The sequence below is a fragment of the Aeromonas sp. 1HA1 genome (genome assembly GCF_029237385.1).
GTDB classification, from domain to species: domain Bacteria; phylum Pseudomonadota; class Gammaproteobacteria; order Enterobacterales; family Aeromonadaceae; genus Aeromonas; species Aeromonas popoffii.
The window spans coordinates 13191-28811 of sequence record NZ_JAACGC010000056.1 but is presented as its reverse complement, the minus strand read 5'-3'; the positions used below and the strand labels follow the sequence as shown (position 1 = coordinate 28811).

Genomic DNA, 15621 nt, shown 5'->3' with positions numbered 1-15621 from the left:
GCCAGTCAGCGAATTCCATCAGGGACAGAGGCAGTAGCCTCGATCACAGTCCGGATCTATGGCTGCAATCTCAACCTAACTCACCGTCATCGATTGAAGGCTTGGCAAACCGGGGCGACCATCTATGGAACACGGGCTGGCTCGGCTCCAGTACCTTGACCAGTGCATCGGAAAAGACCGCCACCATGTTGCCCAGCACCAGATAGAGGATGCCGATCCCGACTGCATTCATACCACCTCCGACGTTATATGAGGGCAGGGTAGCGTGGGGTCAGTTATCCAGTAAAATGATAAAAAATCACCATCTATGAGAATTTTGGATAATGAAGCTGCCTCCCCTGCGCGCTGTTCAATATTTCGAAGCGGTTGCCCGCCTGCTCAGCTTTTCTCGCGCGGCCCTCGAGCTGAACGTCAGCCAGAGTGCGGTCAGCCACCAGATCCGTCTGCTGGAGGATTTTCTGGGGGAACGGCTGCTGTTGCGTCAGGGGCGGCTGTTGTCATTGACCGCCCAGGGGGAGGTTTACTTCGAAGGCATAGCCGCTGGGCTCGGCCAGATCGCCCAGAGCAGCGAACAGCTGCGCGGCGGTGGTGAGATGCGGCTGCGACTCGCGGTCTACAGCTCGTTCGCGGTGAAGTGGCTGATCCCGCGTCTGGCGGGTCTGCGTCAGCTCTACCCCGAGCTGGATCTGAGCCTGGAGATGGTGGCGGAAGATCCCGAGCTCTCCGATCGGGTGGCGGACTGTTTCATCACGGTGTCGCCCCATGGTCGCGGTTATTGCCACGATCTCATCTATCAGGAGCGGCTGTTCCCGGTCTGCAGCCGACGCCTGTTGCAACAGCTGGAGGGGGAGTGGCCACAGGCCATCTGGCAGCTGCCGCTCCTGTCGGTGCAGTCCATCTACAAGGTGCGGGGAGAGGATTGGCAGCGCTGGGCCAAGGCTGGCGGTCTGGTCATCCCGGATGAGGCACGGATGCACCACTTCAGCCATGTGCTGCTGGCGATGGAGGCGGCGGCCTGGGATCAGGGGGTGGCATTCGTGAACGACTACATGCTGCGGCCCGATGATCCTCAGCTGGTGGCCTTGCCGGTTCACCAGCTGGAGACGGGGGATGCCTTCTACTTTACCTGCAAGCGATCCCGGGCCCATGAGCCCGCCATCAGCCGATTGCGCCAATGGCTGATGATGGAGGCGCGCCAGAGCATGGCGCTATAACCGCTTGGCTTATCAGGCTTTCTTGAACTGGCTCAGGATAAACAGGCCGGTGGCGCAGACCACCACGGAAGGGCCCGCCGGCGTGTCTTGATACCAGGAGAGGCTGAGGCCGCCCAGCACGGCGAGACAGCCGATCAGTGCAGCAAAGCCCGCCATTTGCTCCGGCGTCTGGCTGAAGCGGCGGGCGGTGGCGGCGGGAATGATCAGCAGCGAGGTGATGATCAGCGCCCCGACAAACTTCATTGCCACGGCGATCACCAGCCCGATCAGCAGCATCAGCACACAGCGCAGCACATCGACCCGGATCCCTTCCACCCGAGCCAGCTCTTCCGAGATGGTCATGGAGAGCAGGGGATCCCACAGGCGCCACAGGGTGAGCAGGACCAGGGCGCCACCGCCGTAGATCCAGAGCAGATCCACCGGTTGTACCGAGAGCAGGTCGCCGAACAGGTAGGCCATCAGATCCACCCGCACGTTATCCATAAAACTCAAGGTGACCAGGCCAAGCGACAGGGCGCTGTGGGCCAGGATGCCGAGCAGGGTATCGGTCGCCACCTGCTGGTTGCGACTCATGATCACCAGCAGCATGGCCATGGCGAGGCAGCAGACCACCACCGCCAGGGTCAGATTCACCTGCAGCAGTATGCCGAGTGCTATGCCGAACAGGCAGGCATGGGAGAGGGTGTCGCCAAAATAGGCCATCTTGCGCCACACCACGAAGCTGCCAAGGGGCCCGGCCAGCAGGGCGATACCGAGGCCGGCCGTGAGGGCATATAACAGAAAGCTGTCCACTTGAATGTCCTTAGCTGCGCTTATTGATTGCGAGACGGCAGGCGGATGACGGGGGCCTGCTCATTGTGATGATGGTGTTCGCCGTCGCAGTGATGATGGTGGGTGTAGACTGCCAGCACTTCCTGTTCAGGGCGCCCGAACAGGCGGGCAAATTCGGGATGGCGTGCCACGCTTTCCGGCTCGCCGTGACAGCAGACGTGGCGATTGAGGCAGATCACTTCGTGGGTGCTGGCCATCACCAGGTGCAAGTCGTGGGAGACCATCAGTACGGCGCAGTTGAACTCGGCCGCCAGCGTGCTGATAAGGGCATAGAGCTCGATCTGGCCGTTGATGTCCACCCCCTGTACCGGCTCATCCAGCACCAGCAGCTCTGGCTTGACCAGCAGGGCACGTGCCAGCAGCACTCGCTGCATCTCGCCGCCAGAGAGCTTTTGCATCCGGTTATCCAGTAACCCCTGGGCGCCGACCCGATTGAGCGCCTCCTCGATGGATAGACGGCCATTCTTGCCCAGTTGCAGGAAGCGGCGCACCGTCAGCGGCAAAGTGGGATCCAGATAGAGGCGTTGCGGTACATAGCCAACCCGCAGATCGCGACGGCGCCGGATCTCGCCGGTATCCGGAGTGAGCAGGCCCAGTACCAGCTTGCTCAGGGTGCTCTTGCCCGCCCCGTTAGGGCCGACCAGGGTAGTGATTTTGCCTTTATTCAGGGTAAAGGAGACCTTGTCGAGCACGGATCGTCCGTCGAACGAAAGACAGACCTCTTTCAGCTCCACCAGTTGGGTCATGACAGCTCCGGGGTTTACAGCCTGTGAGAGTTATAATATAACAACAGCGTTTGTTTGTTATATTATCACACACTCACTTCCTGACGAGATCTCTATGCGAATTCTTACACTTATCACTGCCTTGCTGGCAGTGAGCCTGCCTGTCCGTGCCCTCGAGGTACTGACCACCATCAAGCCCCTCGGCTTTATCGCAGCCGCGATCACCGATGGCGTGAGTGAGCCCAGAGTACTGCTGCCGACCGGCGCCTCTCCCCACGACTTCTCACTGCGCCCCTCCGATATTCGCAGCATCCAGGGTGCCGATCTGGTGGTATGGGTCGGTCCCGAGCTGGAAGGCTTCATGGCCAAACCGCTGGCCAAGCATCCCCATGTGCTGACGCTTACCCGGGTTGAGGGGATGCCGCTGTTCGACTACGCCAAGCAGGAAGGGCACGAAGAGCATGCCGATGAGGGTCATGATCACGATGGACACGAGGGGCATCATCACGAAGGGGTGGATCCGCATATCTGGCTGGGGCCGACCCAGGCACTGGTTATCGCCAGTGCGCTGAGTGAAACGCTAAGTGCCCAGGATCCCGCCAATGCCGAACGTTATCGCGCCAACCTGCTGACCTTCAAGGCCAAGGTGGCGGCCAAGGACAAGCTCATCTCCGAACAGATGAAGGCGGTGAACCAGAAGGGCTACTTCGTGTTCCACGAGGCTTATGGCTACTGGGAACGTCACTACGGAATGAGCTCCAAGGGGCACTTTACCGTAAACCCGGAACGCCGTCCCGGCGCCAAGACGCTGGTAGAGATCCGCAAGGCGCTGCAGGAGAAACAGGCAAGCTGCATCTACGCCGAGCCACAATTCTCCCCTGCCGTGATTGAGTCTGTGGCCCGCAATACCGGCGCCAAGGTATTGCTGCTGGATGAGGTGGGTGAGCAGGTCCCGATTGGTGCTGATGGCTACCCGCAGTTCATGCAACAGTTGGCTGACGCCTTCGCCCAGTGCCGCTGAGCTCTCTTTGGTTCACCTGATAGGGTTGCCTGCGCCAACTATACTGACCTCCAGCATCTGACATGGAGTGTTAAATATGAAATGGCTGCTCATTCCCACCTGCACGCTGGCGCTGCTCTGTGCCAGCGTGCAAGCGTCCCGTCTCTCCGAATACATTGCCAGCCCCGAGTTGAGGGCCAAATTGCAGGAGGTTTATGGCGGCAGGGCGATCCAGCGTGCCGAGGCGTTTTCCCGCCTGCTCACGCCCCGTGCCGGTACCACGGATCAGCAGAAGATCGAGCTGGTGAACAACTACTTCAATAACCTGACCTACAGCGATGATCCCAGCTTGTGGGGTGATGAGGATTATTGGGCCAATCCATTGGAGTTTATTGGTGCTCGCGGGGGGGACTGCGAAGATTACAGCATCTCCAAGTACTACACCCTGATGGAGCTGGGGGTTGAAGAGAAAAAGCTGCGGCTGGCTTATGTCAAGGCGGTGAAGTACAACCAGTTTCATATGGTGACGCTTTATTTTCCAACGCCCAAATCCGATCCGCTGGTGCTCGACAACATCAACAGCCGGATCCTGCCCGGCAGTCAGCGAACTGATCTCATCCCCGTCTACAGCTTCGATGCAAAGAGCATCTGGATCATGAAGTCACGCCGTGAAGGCACATTGGCGGGCAGTGCCGACAGGTTGGCGCAGTGGACATCGATGAAGACCCGTTTCTCCAGCGAGCAACTGCGCTCCCCCCGTCGCCAGCTATAGTTTTCCCGCCGCTTTCAACTCTTCGAAATATTTTGCCGCGCCCGGATGCTGTTCGATGCTCAGCACCGGGCCTGTTTTGTTACGGGCCTTGTGAAACAGGTTGGCGTAACCATAGGTCTGCTCGTTGAAGCTGGTCTGCTGGGACAACATGGCCCTGGTCAGTCGGTAGACCTCCGCCTCAGGCGTGGCGGCATTGGTCACCAGAGTGGCCGCGATGGCGAAGGTGGGGGTCGCCTTCAGGTTGCCGGGATAGATGCGGGCAGGCACTTGGCTGCGCTGGTAGTACTTGACCCCCTTGAGCAGTTGATCCCGAGTCTCTCCCTCGATCGGCAGAAAGCGGATGGCACAGCGCTTGGTGGTATCGAGCACGATCCGGTTCGGGTGTCCCATTACCAGACCGTAGGCATCTATCTGCTTGCTGCAGAGCGCCTCCGCCAGATTGCCTACGCTCTTCAGATCGAGATCCTGCTCTTTTGCTCCCAACAGGTTGAACAGGGCCAGGGCCGTCTGGCGAGTGCCCGAGCTTTTCAGCCCTATGTCGATGGGCGCCAGCTTGAGCTGTGTCAGCGTGGTGATGTCGCCATCCGCCCGCACCACTATGGTGAAAGGCTCGGCGTGGGTAGCGAACATGGCTCTCAGTTCGGGTTGCGGCTGGCTGGCATAGGGCCCGAGGCCTCGGCTGGCCTGATAGAGCCAGTCCGATTGCACCAGGGCATAGGGTATCTGCCCTGACTGTAGTTGGTGCAGATTCTCGATGGTACCTGAGGTGACCTGCAGCTTGCATCGCAGCTCGGGGTCACTCTTGTTGGCCAGCCGGCAGAACTCTTTGGCGACCTGATGATAAATCCCCTGCTCACCGCCGGTGGCGATGAGCAGGGGGCTGGCCAGCAGCAGCAGCGGCCACAGCAGGGCGAGTAACAACCCGAGTTTGTTCATGAGATCTCCTTGCTGGCGTAACCGTCTATGCCCCAGCTGCGCAGGGTGTCGATATCCTGGATCTCGCTGGCTTCTGCCAGCAGAGTGTAGCCCGCACTGTGCAGGCATTGAGCCACCAGATTCCAGTAAAGGGGAGCCTGGGTTGGCTGGCAGCTGATGAAGACGGGGTTGATGGGGTCGAGCTGATTGAAGGTGTCGTTGGTCATGGGGATGGCGCTGAACGCCATCTCGATGCCCTGCTCCTGCAAGGTGGCGAGCCGTGCTTCCCCGAGGGGTGGGAAGCTTGCCAGATCCCAGCGCCAGTCGAGGGTCTTGCCTCTGCCCTTGGCCAGCAGCGGGACGAATTGCGCCCAGTCAGCATGATTGAGCAGGCTGAGGGGCAGTTGCAGCCCTTCCACCGGATGGTGCAACCAGAGGTCGAGCAGGTGCAGGATCTGATCCGGGGAGCTCTCCGGCGAGGGAGTCAGGGTGGGAATGAGGCGGCTGTAGAGACGGATGCTGCCCTGGGTGGAGAAAAAATGCTGTTGTTGCATGCCGTCTTCCCCTTCCGTCACATCTTGCAGGGGTTGAGCGATTGTCGGCGCCTGTTGCTTGCCGAGCTGGGTGATCTTGAGCCGCTGTTGCAGCAGATCCCGCTTGCGCTCCGAGACCAGCTGGTTGACCGAGATGACCAGCTCCTTGAGATCCTGCAGCCAGGGAGAATCCAGATTGCCGCTGAACTGGCGTTTGCGGATCCTGACCAGTTGCTGGTTGATGAGCTCGAGGGGGCGCAGTAGGCGGCCGCATACCCAGGAGATCACCAAGGTGAACACCAGTAGGCCGGCGAGCAGGGCAAGGCCAGTGCGGCTGATGGCATTCCACAGGTGCTGATAGGCGTAGCCCGTGTGCCCTTCCAGGGTGAGGGTGCCCAGCATGCGCCAGCCATCGGTCAACTCCTGCTCAATTTTGACCGGCGGCATGTCGATAACAGAAGGGAGCCAGCTCGGCACATTCTGCAGCGTTGTGTGAAAGACCTTCTGGAACAGTAGTTGGCCGTCAGGGTCCAGCAGGGTGACCGAGCTGACGAAGCCGCCGTCGAACATGGCGTTGACTATGGTTTCGGCAAGCACCTTGTCATCGTTGAGCAGGGTGCCTTGCAGCACCAGGCCGAGGGCCGTGATGGCCGTTTCCAGGTTGGCCGACATCTGGTCGAGGATGGATTGGCGTACCGTGGTGATTTCCAGCATGAACAGCAGGGCGGCACCGATCACGAACAGGATCAGGATGATTCGGTTTAACAGTTTTGCTAACGACATATCCACTCCATGGAAAAGTTATCACAACATCATGAAACCTTGGGCCAAACACAATCGGACCCGGTTCTTAAAAATAGGAAAAAATGGTTAAAAAAGACGATCATTTCTGCCCATAGGGGAATGTTATGCATAAAATGTGAGGTTCATGCAGATTGCTATGAACTAATTGTGAGTATTTAGGTCAAACAGTCAGTTTTATACAGTTTTGTAGCAAAACAGACTGACGACTAACACCCTTGGATCTAATGACAGGATAGCGGATGAAACGTCTCCGTCCCTTGGTAGCACAGGCTGCCAATTGGGAACCCCCGGTTCCCCGCAAGCATTTTTACGCAATGTTACTGCTCACAGCGATGACACTGTCAGCGGTAGCCATATTGCCAGCGCCAGGTGACATCCTGGAGCGGCCATTGCGTTTGGAGTTGCCCATTGCCACTAACGGTACGGCAACCAACGAAGACAATACGGATTTTAACGACATCCCGGATCATGAGCTGGTGGAAGCCGCGCTCCCGGAAGATGACATCCCGACCGACGCCACTCCCCAGTGGCAGGACTACAGGGTGCGCAACGGTGAAAACCTGACCACCATCTTCAACAACTTGGGGCTTTCGACCACCACTCTCTACAAGGTGCTGGATGCGGATAGCAAAAACAATCTGGCCCGCCTCAAACCCGGTCAGACTATCGAGTTGCTGATCGATCAGGACAACATACTGCAACAGATGAAGATTCGTCTGAATATCAAGCAGACCCTGATCCTGGAACGCATTGATGACACCTACAGCGCCAACATGCTCAATGAAGAGGTGCAGTGGCAGCAGAAGAGTTATGAAGGCGTCATCAACGGCAGTTTCTATGTCAGTGCCCGCAATGCGGGGATCCCGGCCAACCACATCCAGAAGATCGCTAACCTGTTCCAGTGGCGGTTGAATTTCGCCAAGGATCTGAAAAAGGGCGACAAGTTCAAAGTGCTGGTCCGTCAGGAGACGGTCGAGGGCAAGAGCACGGGCAACACCCAGTTGCTGGGGGTCGAAGTGTTCAATCAGGGGCAGGGTATCTCGGCTTGGTTGTCGGAAGATGGCAACTACTATGACGGTCAGGGTAACAGCCTGGAGCGCGGCTTTCGCCGCTATCCGACCCATAGCCGTTATCGGGTCAGCTCCAGCTTCAACCCGAGTCGTCGCCACCCGATTACAGGTCAGGTTCGTCCTCACGAGGGCACTGACTTTGCCCTGCCGGTGGGCACGCCCGTGATGGCGACGGGTGACGGCGTCGTGATCAAGGCGACCAGCCACCCGCTGGCCGGCACCTATGTGGTGATCAAGCACGGCCGTACCCTGATGACCCGTTATCTGCATTTGAGCAAGCTGCTGGTGAAAACCGGTCAGAAGGTGAAGATGGGCGACAAGATTGGGCTCTCCGGTAACACAGGCCGTTCCACCGGTGCCCACTTGCACTATGAGGTGCGGATCAACAACCGCCCGGTCGATCCCATGAAGGTCAAGTTGCCGATGGCGGAGCCGCTCTCCGGCAAGGCCAAACGTCAGTTCCTTGCCAAGGTGAAGAGCTATCGCAAGGAGATGGAGGCAGGCTGACGCCGGTTTCCAGCCGAATAGAAAAAGGCCCTGCCACATTGGCGGGGCCTTTTCATTGGTGTCATGGGCGGGATCAGTAACCTTTGTCGAAGTCTATCTTGCCGTCCAGCGGTTGACCGTCGATGAAGCGAATGTAGTTGCGCACGAAGATCTGGGCCACATCATCGGGGAAGCTGTAGGCGCTGTTGTGCGGGGTGATGATGAGGTTAGGCTGGCCCCAGAGCGGACTGTCGGCGGGCAGGGGTTCCTGCTCGAACACGTCCAGCACCGCCATACCCAGCTTGCCGGTGCGCAGGGCGGTCAGCAGATCGCCTTCGTTGATGGCATTGCCGCGACCGACGTTGAACAGGATGGCGCCCGGCTTGCAATGCTCGAAACGGGATGCAGTGAACAGATGATGGGTCTCGCGGGTGGCGGGCAGGACACTGACGATGACGTCGGCCTGGGCCAGCATCTTGTTTAGCGCCGGCAACTGATACACCTGATCGAAACCGGCCCGCTCACGGCCGCTGCGGCTGACGCCGAGCACCTTCATGCCAAAGTGCTTACCGGTGTGGGCCAGGTGCTGGCCTATGCTGCCGGTCCCCAGGATCAGCAGGGTACGCCCCTTGAGCCCCTGGTACGGGTGGCTTTGCCACAGCCGCTGTTTCTGCTGCTCCCGGTAGAGCGGCAGCTGACGCATCAGGCTGAGCAGGTGGCCGAACACATACTCACTCATTAGCGGGCCGAAGATACCGCGCACGTTGGTGAGTTGATAATCGCGTCGGCTGCTGGCATCCAGCAGCACGTCGACCCCGGCATAGGTTGACTGGAACCAGCTCAGCTTGTTGGCCCTGGCCAGCAGCGGCTTGGCCCGCGCAGGCTCGGCCATCAGTATGTGGGCCTCCCCGATCAGTTTCTCGGCATCGCTCTGGTTGTCGGCTCTCAGAATGCGTAAATGGGGGAGATGGGCGGCCTTGAGCAGGCGCTCGTAGTGCGCGTTGTCCTGGCTGAGTAAAAGAAGGGTACGTTGACTCATACTCTTGTTCCTTATCAGATTTACGGCGCGGGAGAGAGGCCGCTTTGTCTTCATCTTACCCGAGTTGATCGGACAAGCTAGTCGACCGGGCCGCTTTTTCGTTTTCGTGCGGCCCCTCGTGGGCTACAATCTGCCCCACATTTTGCAAAGGATCCGACTCCAGTGTTTGGTGACAAGTTTTATAAGCGACTGGCCGAGCTACAGCCTTGGCAACAGACCGTCTACACCCTGGCGCTGGCAGAGCGCATGTACCCCAACTATGCGCTGTTTACCCAAGCATCCGGCTTCGGTGATGCGAAGGCGTTTCGCAACGCGCTGGATCAGATGTGGAACTACCTGACGGTAAAGGGATCCCGCGTCAATCTGGGGGCTATCCTTGAAGCGTTTGAAGTCTACATTCCGGAGCCCAGCAAGTTTGAATCCTACGGTGCTTATCCGGCGCTGGATGCCTGCGTGGCGCTGGGTTGTGCCTACAACTCGGTGATCTGCCGGGTCGGCGAAGAAGCCGAAGACGCCAGCCATGCCTCAGTGGGAACTGTGGCCGGTTTCATCGAGATGCTGGAAGAGCGCGACATGACCGAAGAGGAACTCTACGAGCACGAGTACATCGAGGCGGAGCTGGAGTTTCAGGTCGAGCTGCTCAAGCGGGTAGCCCACGAGCGTGACAGCGACCGCATCCTGGCAATCAGGGTATTTGCGGCCCAGGACGGTGTTTCCAACATAGGCATCAGCCTGGAGGAGTGATACCGCAACGGGATAGGTAGACAAAATCCCCATAGAAAAAAAGCTCCGTCAGGAGCTTTTTTTCTGCCTGTTCCCTTTTCATGCCCGTTCTTCGGTGAGCGGTCTGACGCTCAGCACGGGGGCGGCATCAATGCCATCGGCATTCATCATGGCCGAGATGCGCTGCAGGGAGGAGAGCAACAGGGTATGCTCCCAGGCTTCCAGTGCCTGAAAGCGCTGGATGAAACGTTCTTGCAGCGGGGTTGGCGCCTGGGCCAGCAGGGCACGGCCTGCGTCAGTGAGTGTCGCATGAACCTTTCGCTTGTCGGTTTCACTGCGAATTCGTTGCACCAGCTGGCGGCTCTCGAGACGGTCCATGATGGTGGTCGCAGTAGCCTGACTCATGTTGGTGTGGTCGGCCAGCTGACGCATGGAAATCTGTCCCAGCTCGTTGATCCCCTTGAGCAGCAAGAGCTGCGGCGACGTCAGCCCGGCTTCCTTGATCAGGCGCTTGGAGTGCATATCGATGGCACGAATAATCTGGCGCAGTGCAACCAGCACTTCATCATGTTTTTCCATGGGTGTGAGTCATTGCAGGGCTGTTGAGAGGCGCAAAATTCTCCGCCTATTTCATCACAAGATCAATATGGTTTTGGTCTAATAATTTCTGCTCTAATGATTTTTGTGTTAGTTTATCGGCCGTTCACCGAATTTTTAACCTGATATTTGAGGAGCAAAATGATGAATGACTATCTGGACATCAGGTCTCTGGTTGCCGATCTGCGTGTAGTCAGAGTCCGTTACGAACTGCCTGATACCTCGGCATTCGTGCGTTATCAGCCTGCCTATGAAGAGGATCCCAATACCCTCAAGGTGCATCATTACGACGGTGAGCTCCCGCTCTCTTGTAGCGAGACTGGTGCTTTCAACCTAAAGGAGTTGGTGAACGAATTGCGCTATGCCTATGTGCTGGTCCACCTGTTCCCTGACGAGAGTGCCATGAACTTCTACCTGACCGGTCTCGATACCGGCCTGGCCCAACTGGAGTTCATCGGTGGATCCTACGATTTCAACCGGCTCTGGATCACCAGCGGCATCTCCAATCTGGGTGTGCCCATGGCCATCTTCCTTGGCAAGCGTCACGCCGTTAATGGCCAGCCTTCCGTCACCCTGGTGGATCATCGTGAACTGGCCGCAGGCCGTATGGTCTATCGCGCCATCGGCGGCGCAGGTGAGCATGTGGGTGAAGACTTTTTCAACAACGACTAAGGAGGCCCGATGAGAGCAACCAAAGGGCTATTGAAAGGCCTGAACCCGACCATGGCCATGACGGCCCTCACCGTCATCACCCTGTTCCTGCTGTTTGGTGTATTTGTGCCCGAGACGGCCGCCGCCTGGTTTACCGGTGCCAAGGATCAGATCATTGCCGGGTTCAAGTGGTACTACATTCTGGTGGTCGCCCTGTTCCTGTTCTTCGCCGTCTATCTGATGTTCAGCCGCTTTGGCAGCATCCGCCTGGGTGACGACGATCAGGTACCGGAGTTTGGCTACTTTGCCTGGTTCTCCATGCTGTTCAGCGCCGGTATGGGCATAGGTCTGGTGTTCTGGAGCATTGCAGAACCCATGAACCACCTGCAGGGTAACCCTTTCATCACCGAAGGAATGACGCCGGAGGCGGCCCAGATAGCCATGCGGCTCACCTTCTTCCATTGGGGTCTGCACCCTTGGGCCATCTATGTGATCGTCGGCCTGTCGCTGGCTTTCTTCAGCTATCGCCGCAAGTTGCCCTTGGCCATTCGCTCCGTACTCTACCCCATTCTCGGTGAGCGCATCTACGGCTTCTGGGGTCATGCCGCCGACGTGCTGGCGGTGTTCGGTACCGTGTTCGGGGTGGCAACCTCCCTCGGCCTCGGCGTCTCCCAGATGAATACCGGTCTGAACCAGATGTTTGGCATAGCGGTGTCGCAGTCCAACCAGCTCTGGCTCATCGGCGGTATCAGCCTGATCGCGACCCTGTCTGCGGTCTCCGGCGTGGGGCGCGGGGTCAAGATCCTCTCCGAGCTCAATATTTGGCTGAGCGTCTTCGTGCTTGGCCTCTTCCTGGTGCTGGGGCCGACCACCTATATCCTCAACGCCTATGTGCAGAATATCGGTGACTACCTGCAAAACATCGTCAAACTGAGCTTTTGGACCAACACCGAAGCCAACGGTACCTCGGCCTGGCAGTCGAGCTGGACCGCGTTTTACTGGGGCTGGTGGATCGCCTGGGCACCGTTTGTCGGCATGTTTATCGCCCGTATTTCCAAGGGCCGTACCATTCGCGAGTTCGTGCTCGGCGTGCTGCTGGTACCCTCCCTGCTCGGCATGTTCTGGTTGACCGTGTTCGGCGGTACTGCCATGAACCTGGAGCTGTTCGGCGCTGGTGGCGTGGTGACTGCGGTCAATCAGGACGTGACCATGGCACTCTACAAGACGGTGGACCTGATGCAGTGGGAGACCTTCGGCTGGATCGCCAAGGCGGTACTGACCCTGCTGATCTGCACCTATTTCATTACCTCCAGCGATTCAGGCACTTTGGTCATCACCACGCTGCTCTCCATCGGTGATCAGGAGCCGCCGGTGCTGCACCGTGCCATCTGGGGCTTGGGGCAGGGGCTGGTCGCCGCTATTTTGCTGGTGTCCGGTGGATTGGCAGCCTTGCAGGCGGCCAGCATCATAGCCGCACTGCCGTTCTCTGTGATCATGCTGGCCATGTGTTACTCCCTGGTGCTGGGGCTCAAGCAAGAGAGTCAGCATCAGTTCGAGTATCGACAGAAGCTCAAGCGTCACCCCGGCTCGGTCAACCTGAGTCTGATGGATCGGATAGGTCCGGGCTGATGGCCTGACAGTAAAACCGTGCAAAGTAAAAGGGGAACCGTGAGGTTCCCCTTTTGTATGCTGCTGTAGTCGGCTGGCGGTTACAGCATTTGTTTGAGGCGATAGACGAGATCCAGCGCCTGACGGGGGGTGAGCTCGTCCGGGCTCACCGCCTCCAACTCCTCCACCACCGGATGGGGCTGAGGCGCCAGCGTCACCGGCGTCGGGCGTGTTTCACCAGCAGGCAGGGGCGTGGCGCTTTCGAGCTCTGCCAGCTTGTGCCGGGCCTGATGGATCACCGATTTCGGCACACCCGCCAGCGCCGCGACCTGCAGGCCGTAGGAGCGGCTGGCCGCTCCCTCCTGCACCGCATGCATGAAGGCGATGGTGTCGCCGTGCTCGACCGCGTCCAGATGGACGTTAGCCAGCCCCTCAATCAGCTCCGGCAGCCGGGTCAGCTCGAAGTAGTGGGTGGCAAACAGGGTGTAGGCGCCAATCTTGCTCGCCAGTTGCTCGGCGCAGGCCCACGCCAGCGAGAGGCCGTCGTAGGTGCTGGTACCGCGGCCAATTTCGTCCATCAGCACCAGACTGCGGGCGGTGGCGTTGTTGAGGATATTGGCGGTTTCGGTCATCTCTACCATGAAAGTCGAGCGGCCTGATGCCAGATCATCCGATGCCCCGATCCGGGTGAAAATACGGTCGATGGGGCCGATGTGGGCGCTGTCGGCGGGTACGAAGGCACCGATATGGGCCAGCAGCACGATCAGCGCGGTCTGGCGCATATAGGTGGATTTACCGCCCATGTTGGGGCCTGTGATGATCAGCATCCGGCGATCCCGCTCAAGCCGGATGGGGTTGGCGATAAAGGGATCGCTCATCACCTGTTCAACGACAGGATGGCGGCCCGCCTCGATCAGGATCTGATCCTCGTCGATCAGGGTCGGGCAGCGGTAGTCGAGGCTCTCGGCCCGCTCCGCCAGGTTGGCCAGCACGTCCAGCTCCGCCAGTGCAGCGGCGGATTCCTGCAGATCGCCGAGGTGGGGCAGCAGGGTGTCGAGCAGCTCTTCGTAGAGCCGTTTCTCCAGTGCCAGCGCCTGCGCCTGGGCGGTGAGCACCTTGTCCTCGTATTTTTTAAGCTCGTCGATGATGTAGCGTTCATTGTTTTTGAGGGTCTGGCGGCGGATGTAGTGGGCCGGTACCAGATGACTGTTGGCGCGGCTCACCTCGATGTAGAAACCATGCACCCTGTTGTAGCCCACCTTGAGGGTGTTGATGCCGGTCAGCAGCTTCTCCCGCTCCTCGATGCGGGCCAGGCTGGCGGTGGCGCCGTTGGCCAGATCCCGCAACTCGTCCAGCTCCTGATTGAAGCCGTCACGGATGACGCCACCATCGCGGATCAGCACGGGTGGCACCTCCATCACGGCGCACTCTAGCAGGCTCAGCAATTCGGGGAAGGTGCTGGCGCGCTCTGCCAGTTGCTGCACCGCCTCGTGCTGGTTATCCGCCAGCAGGCGCTGCAGCTCGGGCAGCTGGGCAAACGCCTGCCGCAGCCGGGTGAGGTCGCGCGGGCGGGCCGAACGCAGGGCCAGACGGGCCAGCACCCGCTCCACATCGCCCACCTGACGCAGCAGGTTGCCCAGCTCATCGTAGAGGTTCTGCTCGATAAGCGTATGGATGGTGCTCTGGCGACCTTTCAGGATCACCCGATCGCGGATCGGCTGGTGGATCCAGCGCTTGAGCAAACGGCTGCCCATGGGGGTGGCGGTGCGATCGAGCACCTCGGCCAGGGTATTTTCATACCCGCCCGCCAGATTCTGGGTCAGCTCCAGATTGCGGCGGGTGGCGGCATCCATGATGACAGCGTGATCAGGCTGCTCGAGGCGCACGCTGCGGATGTGGGGCAGGGCGGTGCGCTGGGTATCTTTGACGTACTGCATCAGGCAACCGGCGGCGCACAGGGCAGTCTCGCTCTTGTCGACCCCGAAGCCGACCAGATCCTGGGTGCCGAACTGCTGGCACAAGAGGGTGCGGGCGGTGCCGAGCTCGAACTCCCATTCGGGGCGACGACGCAGACCACGGCGACCTTCGACGTGCTGTAAAAACGCGAAGGATTCGGGATAAAGCAGCTCCGCCGGATTGGTGCGTTGCAGCTCCGCCAGTAACGTCTCTTCCTTGTCGAACTGGTTGATGAAGAAGCGGCCCGAACCGATATCCATGGTGCCGTAACCGAAGCGGCGGCCATCGTGGTAGACGGCGGCGATCAGGTTGTCTTGTCGCTCCGAGAGCAGCGCCTCGTCGGAGACGGTGCCCGGGGTGATGATGCGAATGACCTTGCGCTCCACCGGCCCCTTGCTGGTGGCGGGATCCCCCACCTGCTCGCAGATGGCGGCGGATTCACCGAGCTGTATCAGCTTGGCCAGGTAGCCTTCGATGGCGTGATAGGGCACCCCCGCCATGGGGATTGGGGTGCCCGCCGACTGGCCGCGCTTGGTCAGGGAGATATCGAGCAGCTGGGAGGCCTTGCGGGCATCGTCATAGAACAGCTCGTAGAAGTCGCCCATGCGATAGAACAGCAGGATCTCGGGGTTCTCGGCCTTGAGGCCAAGGTACTGCTGCATCATGGGCGTGTGGGCGCTCAGATTGGCGCCGGGCG

14 protein-coding genes and 1 pseudogene are annotated in these 15621 nt (G+C 59.4%); 7 read left to right on the top strand and 8 right to left on the bottom strand.

The window, feature by feature from the left end; all coding sequences use genetic code 11:
- Positions 1-127: 127 nt before the first annotated feature.
- Positions 128-232: pseudogene (locus GWQ22_RS16055) on the bottom strand (EamA family transporter); the annotation flags it as partial.
- Positions 233-323: 91 nt separating this feature from the next.
- On the opposite strand from GWQ22_RS16055, the gene GWQ22_RS16050 reads away from it, so the two are divergent.
- Positions 324-1214: a LysR substrate-binding domain-containing protein gene (locus tag GWQ22_RS16050; RefSeq protein WP_275930919.1), complete on the top strand. Its 891-nt coding sequence runs from the start codon at positions 324-326 to the stop codon at positions 1212-1214.
- 12 nt (positions 1215-1226) lie between these two features.
- Here GWQ22_RS16050 and znuB read toward each other — a convergent pair whose 3' ends face one another.
- Positions 1227-2006: a zinc ABC transporter permease subunit ZnuB gene (znuB, locus tag GWQ22_RS16045; protein WP_042035272.1), complete on the bottom strand. Its 780-nt coding sequence runs from the start codon at positions 2004-2006 to the stop codon at positions 1227-1229.
- Positions 2007-2026: 20 nt separating this feature from the next.
- Positions 2027-2791 carry a zinc ABC transporter ATP-binding protein ZnuC gene (gene znuC, locus GWQ22_RS16040; RefSeq protein WP_042035270.1) on the bottom strand — a complete coding sequence of 255 codons (765 nt, stop codon included), beginning with the start codon at positions 2789-2791 and terminating at the stop codon, positions 2027-2029.
- 94 nt (positions 2792-2885) lie between these two features.
- On the opposite strand from znuC, the gene znuA reads away from it, so the two are divergent.
- Positions 2886-3791, top strand: coding sequence for a zinc ABC transporter substrate-binding protein ZnuA (gene znuA, locus GWQ22_RS16035; protein ID WP_212512732.1), 906 nt, complete (start codon positions 2886-2888; stop codon positions 3789-3791).
- A 76-nt stretch (positions 3792-3867) separates the two neighbouring features.
- A complete protein-coding gene (locus tag GWQ22_RS16030; RefSeq protein ID WP_275930918.1) occupies positions 3868-4542 on the top strand; it encodes a transglutaminase-like cysteine peptidase in 675 nt (224 codons plus the stop codon).
- Here the strand turns inward: GWQ22_RS16030 and GWQ22_RS16025 are convergent.
- The gene (locus tag GWQ22_RS16025) at positions 4537-5478 is read right to left on the bottom strand and encodes a TAXI family TRAP transporter solute-binding subunit (protein ID WP_275930917.1); all 942 of its coding nucleotides are present in this window, start codon (positions 5476-5478) and stop codon (positions 4537-4539) included. The two genes, GWQ22_RS16030 and GWQ22_RS16025, sit on opposite strands and share 6 nt — an antisense overlap.
- Positions 5475-6773, bottom strand: coding sequence for a LapD/MoxY N-terminal periplasmic domain-containing protein (locus GWQ22_RS16020; protein WP_042035263.1), 1299 nt, complete (start codon positions 6771-6773; stop codon positions 5475-5477). Before GWQ22_RS16020 ends, GWQ22_RS16025 begins: the two co-directional genes overlap by 4 nt.
- Positions 6774-7033: 260 nt before the next feature.
- Here GWQ22_RS16020 and mepM point away from each other — a divergent pair, with 260 nt between their 5' ends.
- The gene (gene mepM, locus GWQ22_RS16015; protein ID WP_275930916.1) at positions 7034-8371 is read left to right on the top strand and encodes a murein DD-endopeptidase MepM; all 1338 of its coding nucleotides are present in this window, start codon (positions 7034-7036) and stop codon (positions 8369-8371) included.
- Positions 8372-8444: 73 nt separating this feature from the next.
- Here the strand turns inward: mepM and GWQ22_RS16010 are convergent, their stop codons facing one another.
- Entirely contained in the window at positions 8445-9389 is a 945-nt protein-coding gene (locus GWQ22_RS16010) for a D-2-hydroxyacid dehydrogenase (RefSeq protein ID WP_108536615.1), read from the bottom strand.
- A gap of 162 nt (positions 9390-9551) precedes the next feature.
- Between GWQ22_RS16010 and GWQ22_RS16005 the strand changes: the two genes are divergently transcribed.
- Positions 9552-10133: a YjaG family protein gene (locus GWQ22_RS16005; protein ID WP_042035259.1), complete on the top strand. Its 582-nt coding sequence runs from the start codon at positions 9552-9554 to the stop codon at positions 10131-10133.
- Between the two features lie 78 nt (positions 10134-10211).
- Here GWQ22_RS16005 and GWQ22_RS16000 read toward each other — a convergent pair whose 3' ends face one another.
- Positions 10212-10691, bottom strand: a complete 480-nt coding sequence (locus tag GWQ22_RS16000) for a MarR family transcriptional regulator (protein ID WP_275930915.1) — start codon at positions 10689-10691, stop codon at positions 10212-10214.
- Between the two features lie 162 nt (positions 10692-10853).
- On the opposite strand from GWQ22_RS16000, the gene GWQ22_RS15995 reads away from it, so the two are divergent.
- A complete protein-coding gene (locus GWQ22_RS15995) occupies positions 10854-11381 on the top strand; it encodes a hypothetical protein (protein WP_275930914.1) in 528 nt (175 codons plus the stop codon).
- 9 nt (positions 11382-11390) lie between these two features.
- On the top strand, positions 11391-12989 hold the full coding sequence (locus tag GWQ22_RS15990; protein ID WP_275930913.1) for a BCCT family transporter: 1599 nt from the start codon (positions 11391-11393) through the stop codon (positions 12987-12989).
- An 80-nt stretch (positions 12990-13069) separates the two neighbouring features.
- Here GWQ22_RS15990 and mutS read toward each other — a convergent pair whose 3' ends face one another.
- Complete coding sequence (mutS, locus tag GWQ22_RS15985) at positions 13070-15589, bottom strand: DNA mismatch repair protein MutS (protein ID WP_275930920.1); 2520 nt, start codon at positions 15587-15589, stop codon at positions 13070-13072.
- Positions 15590-15621 lie beyond the last annotated feature (32 nt).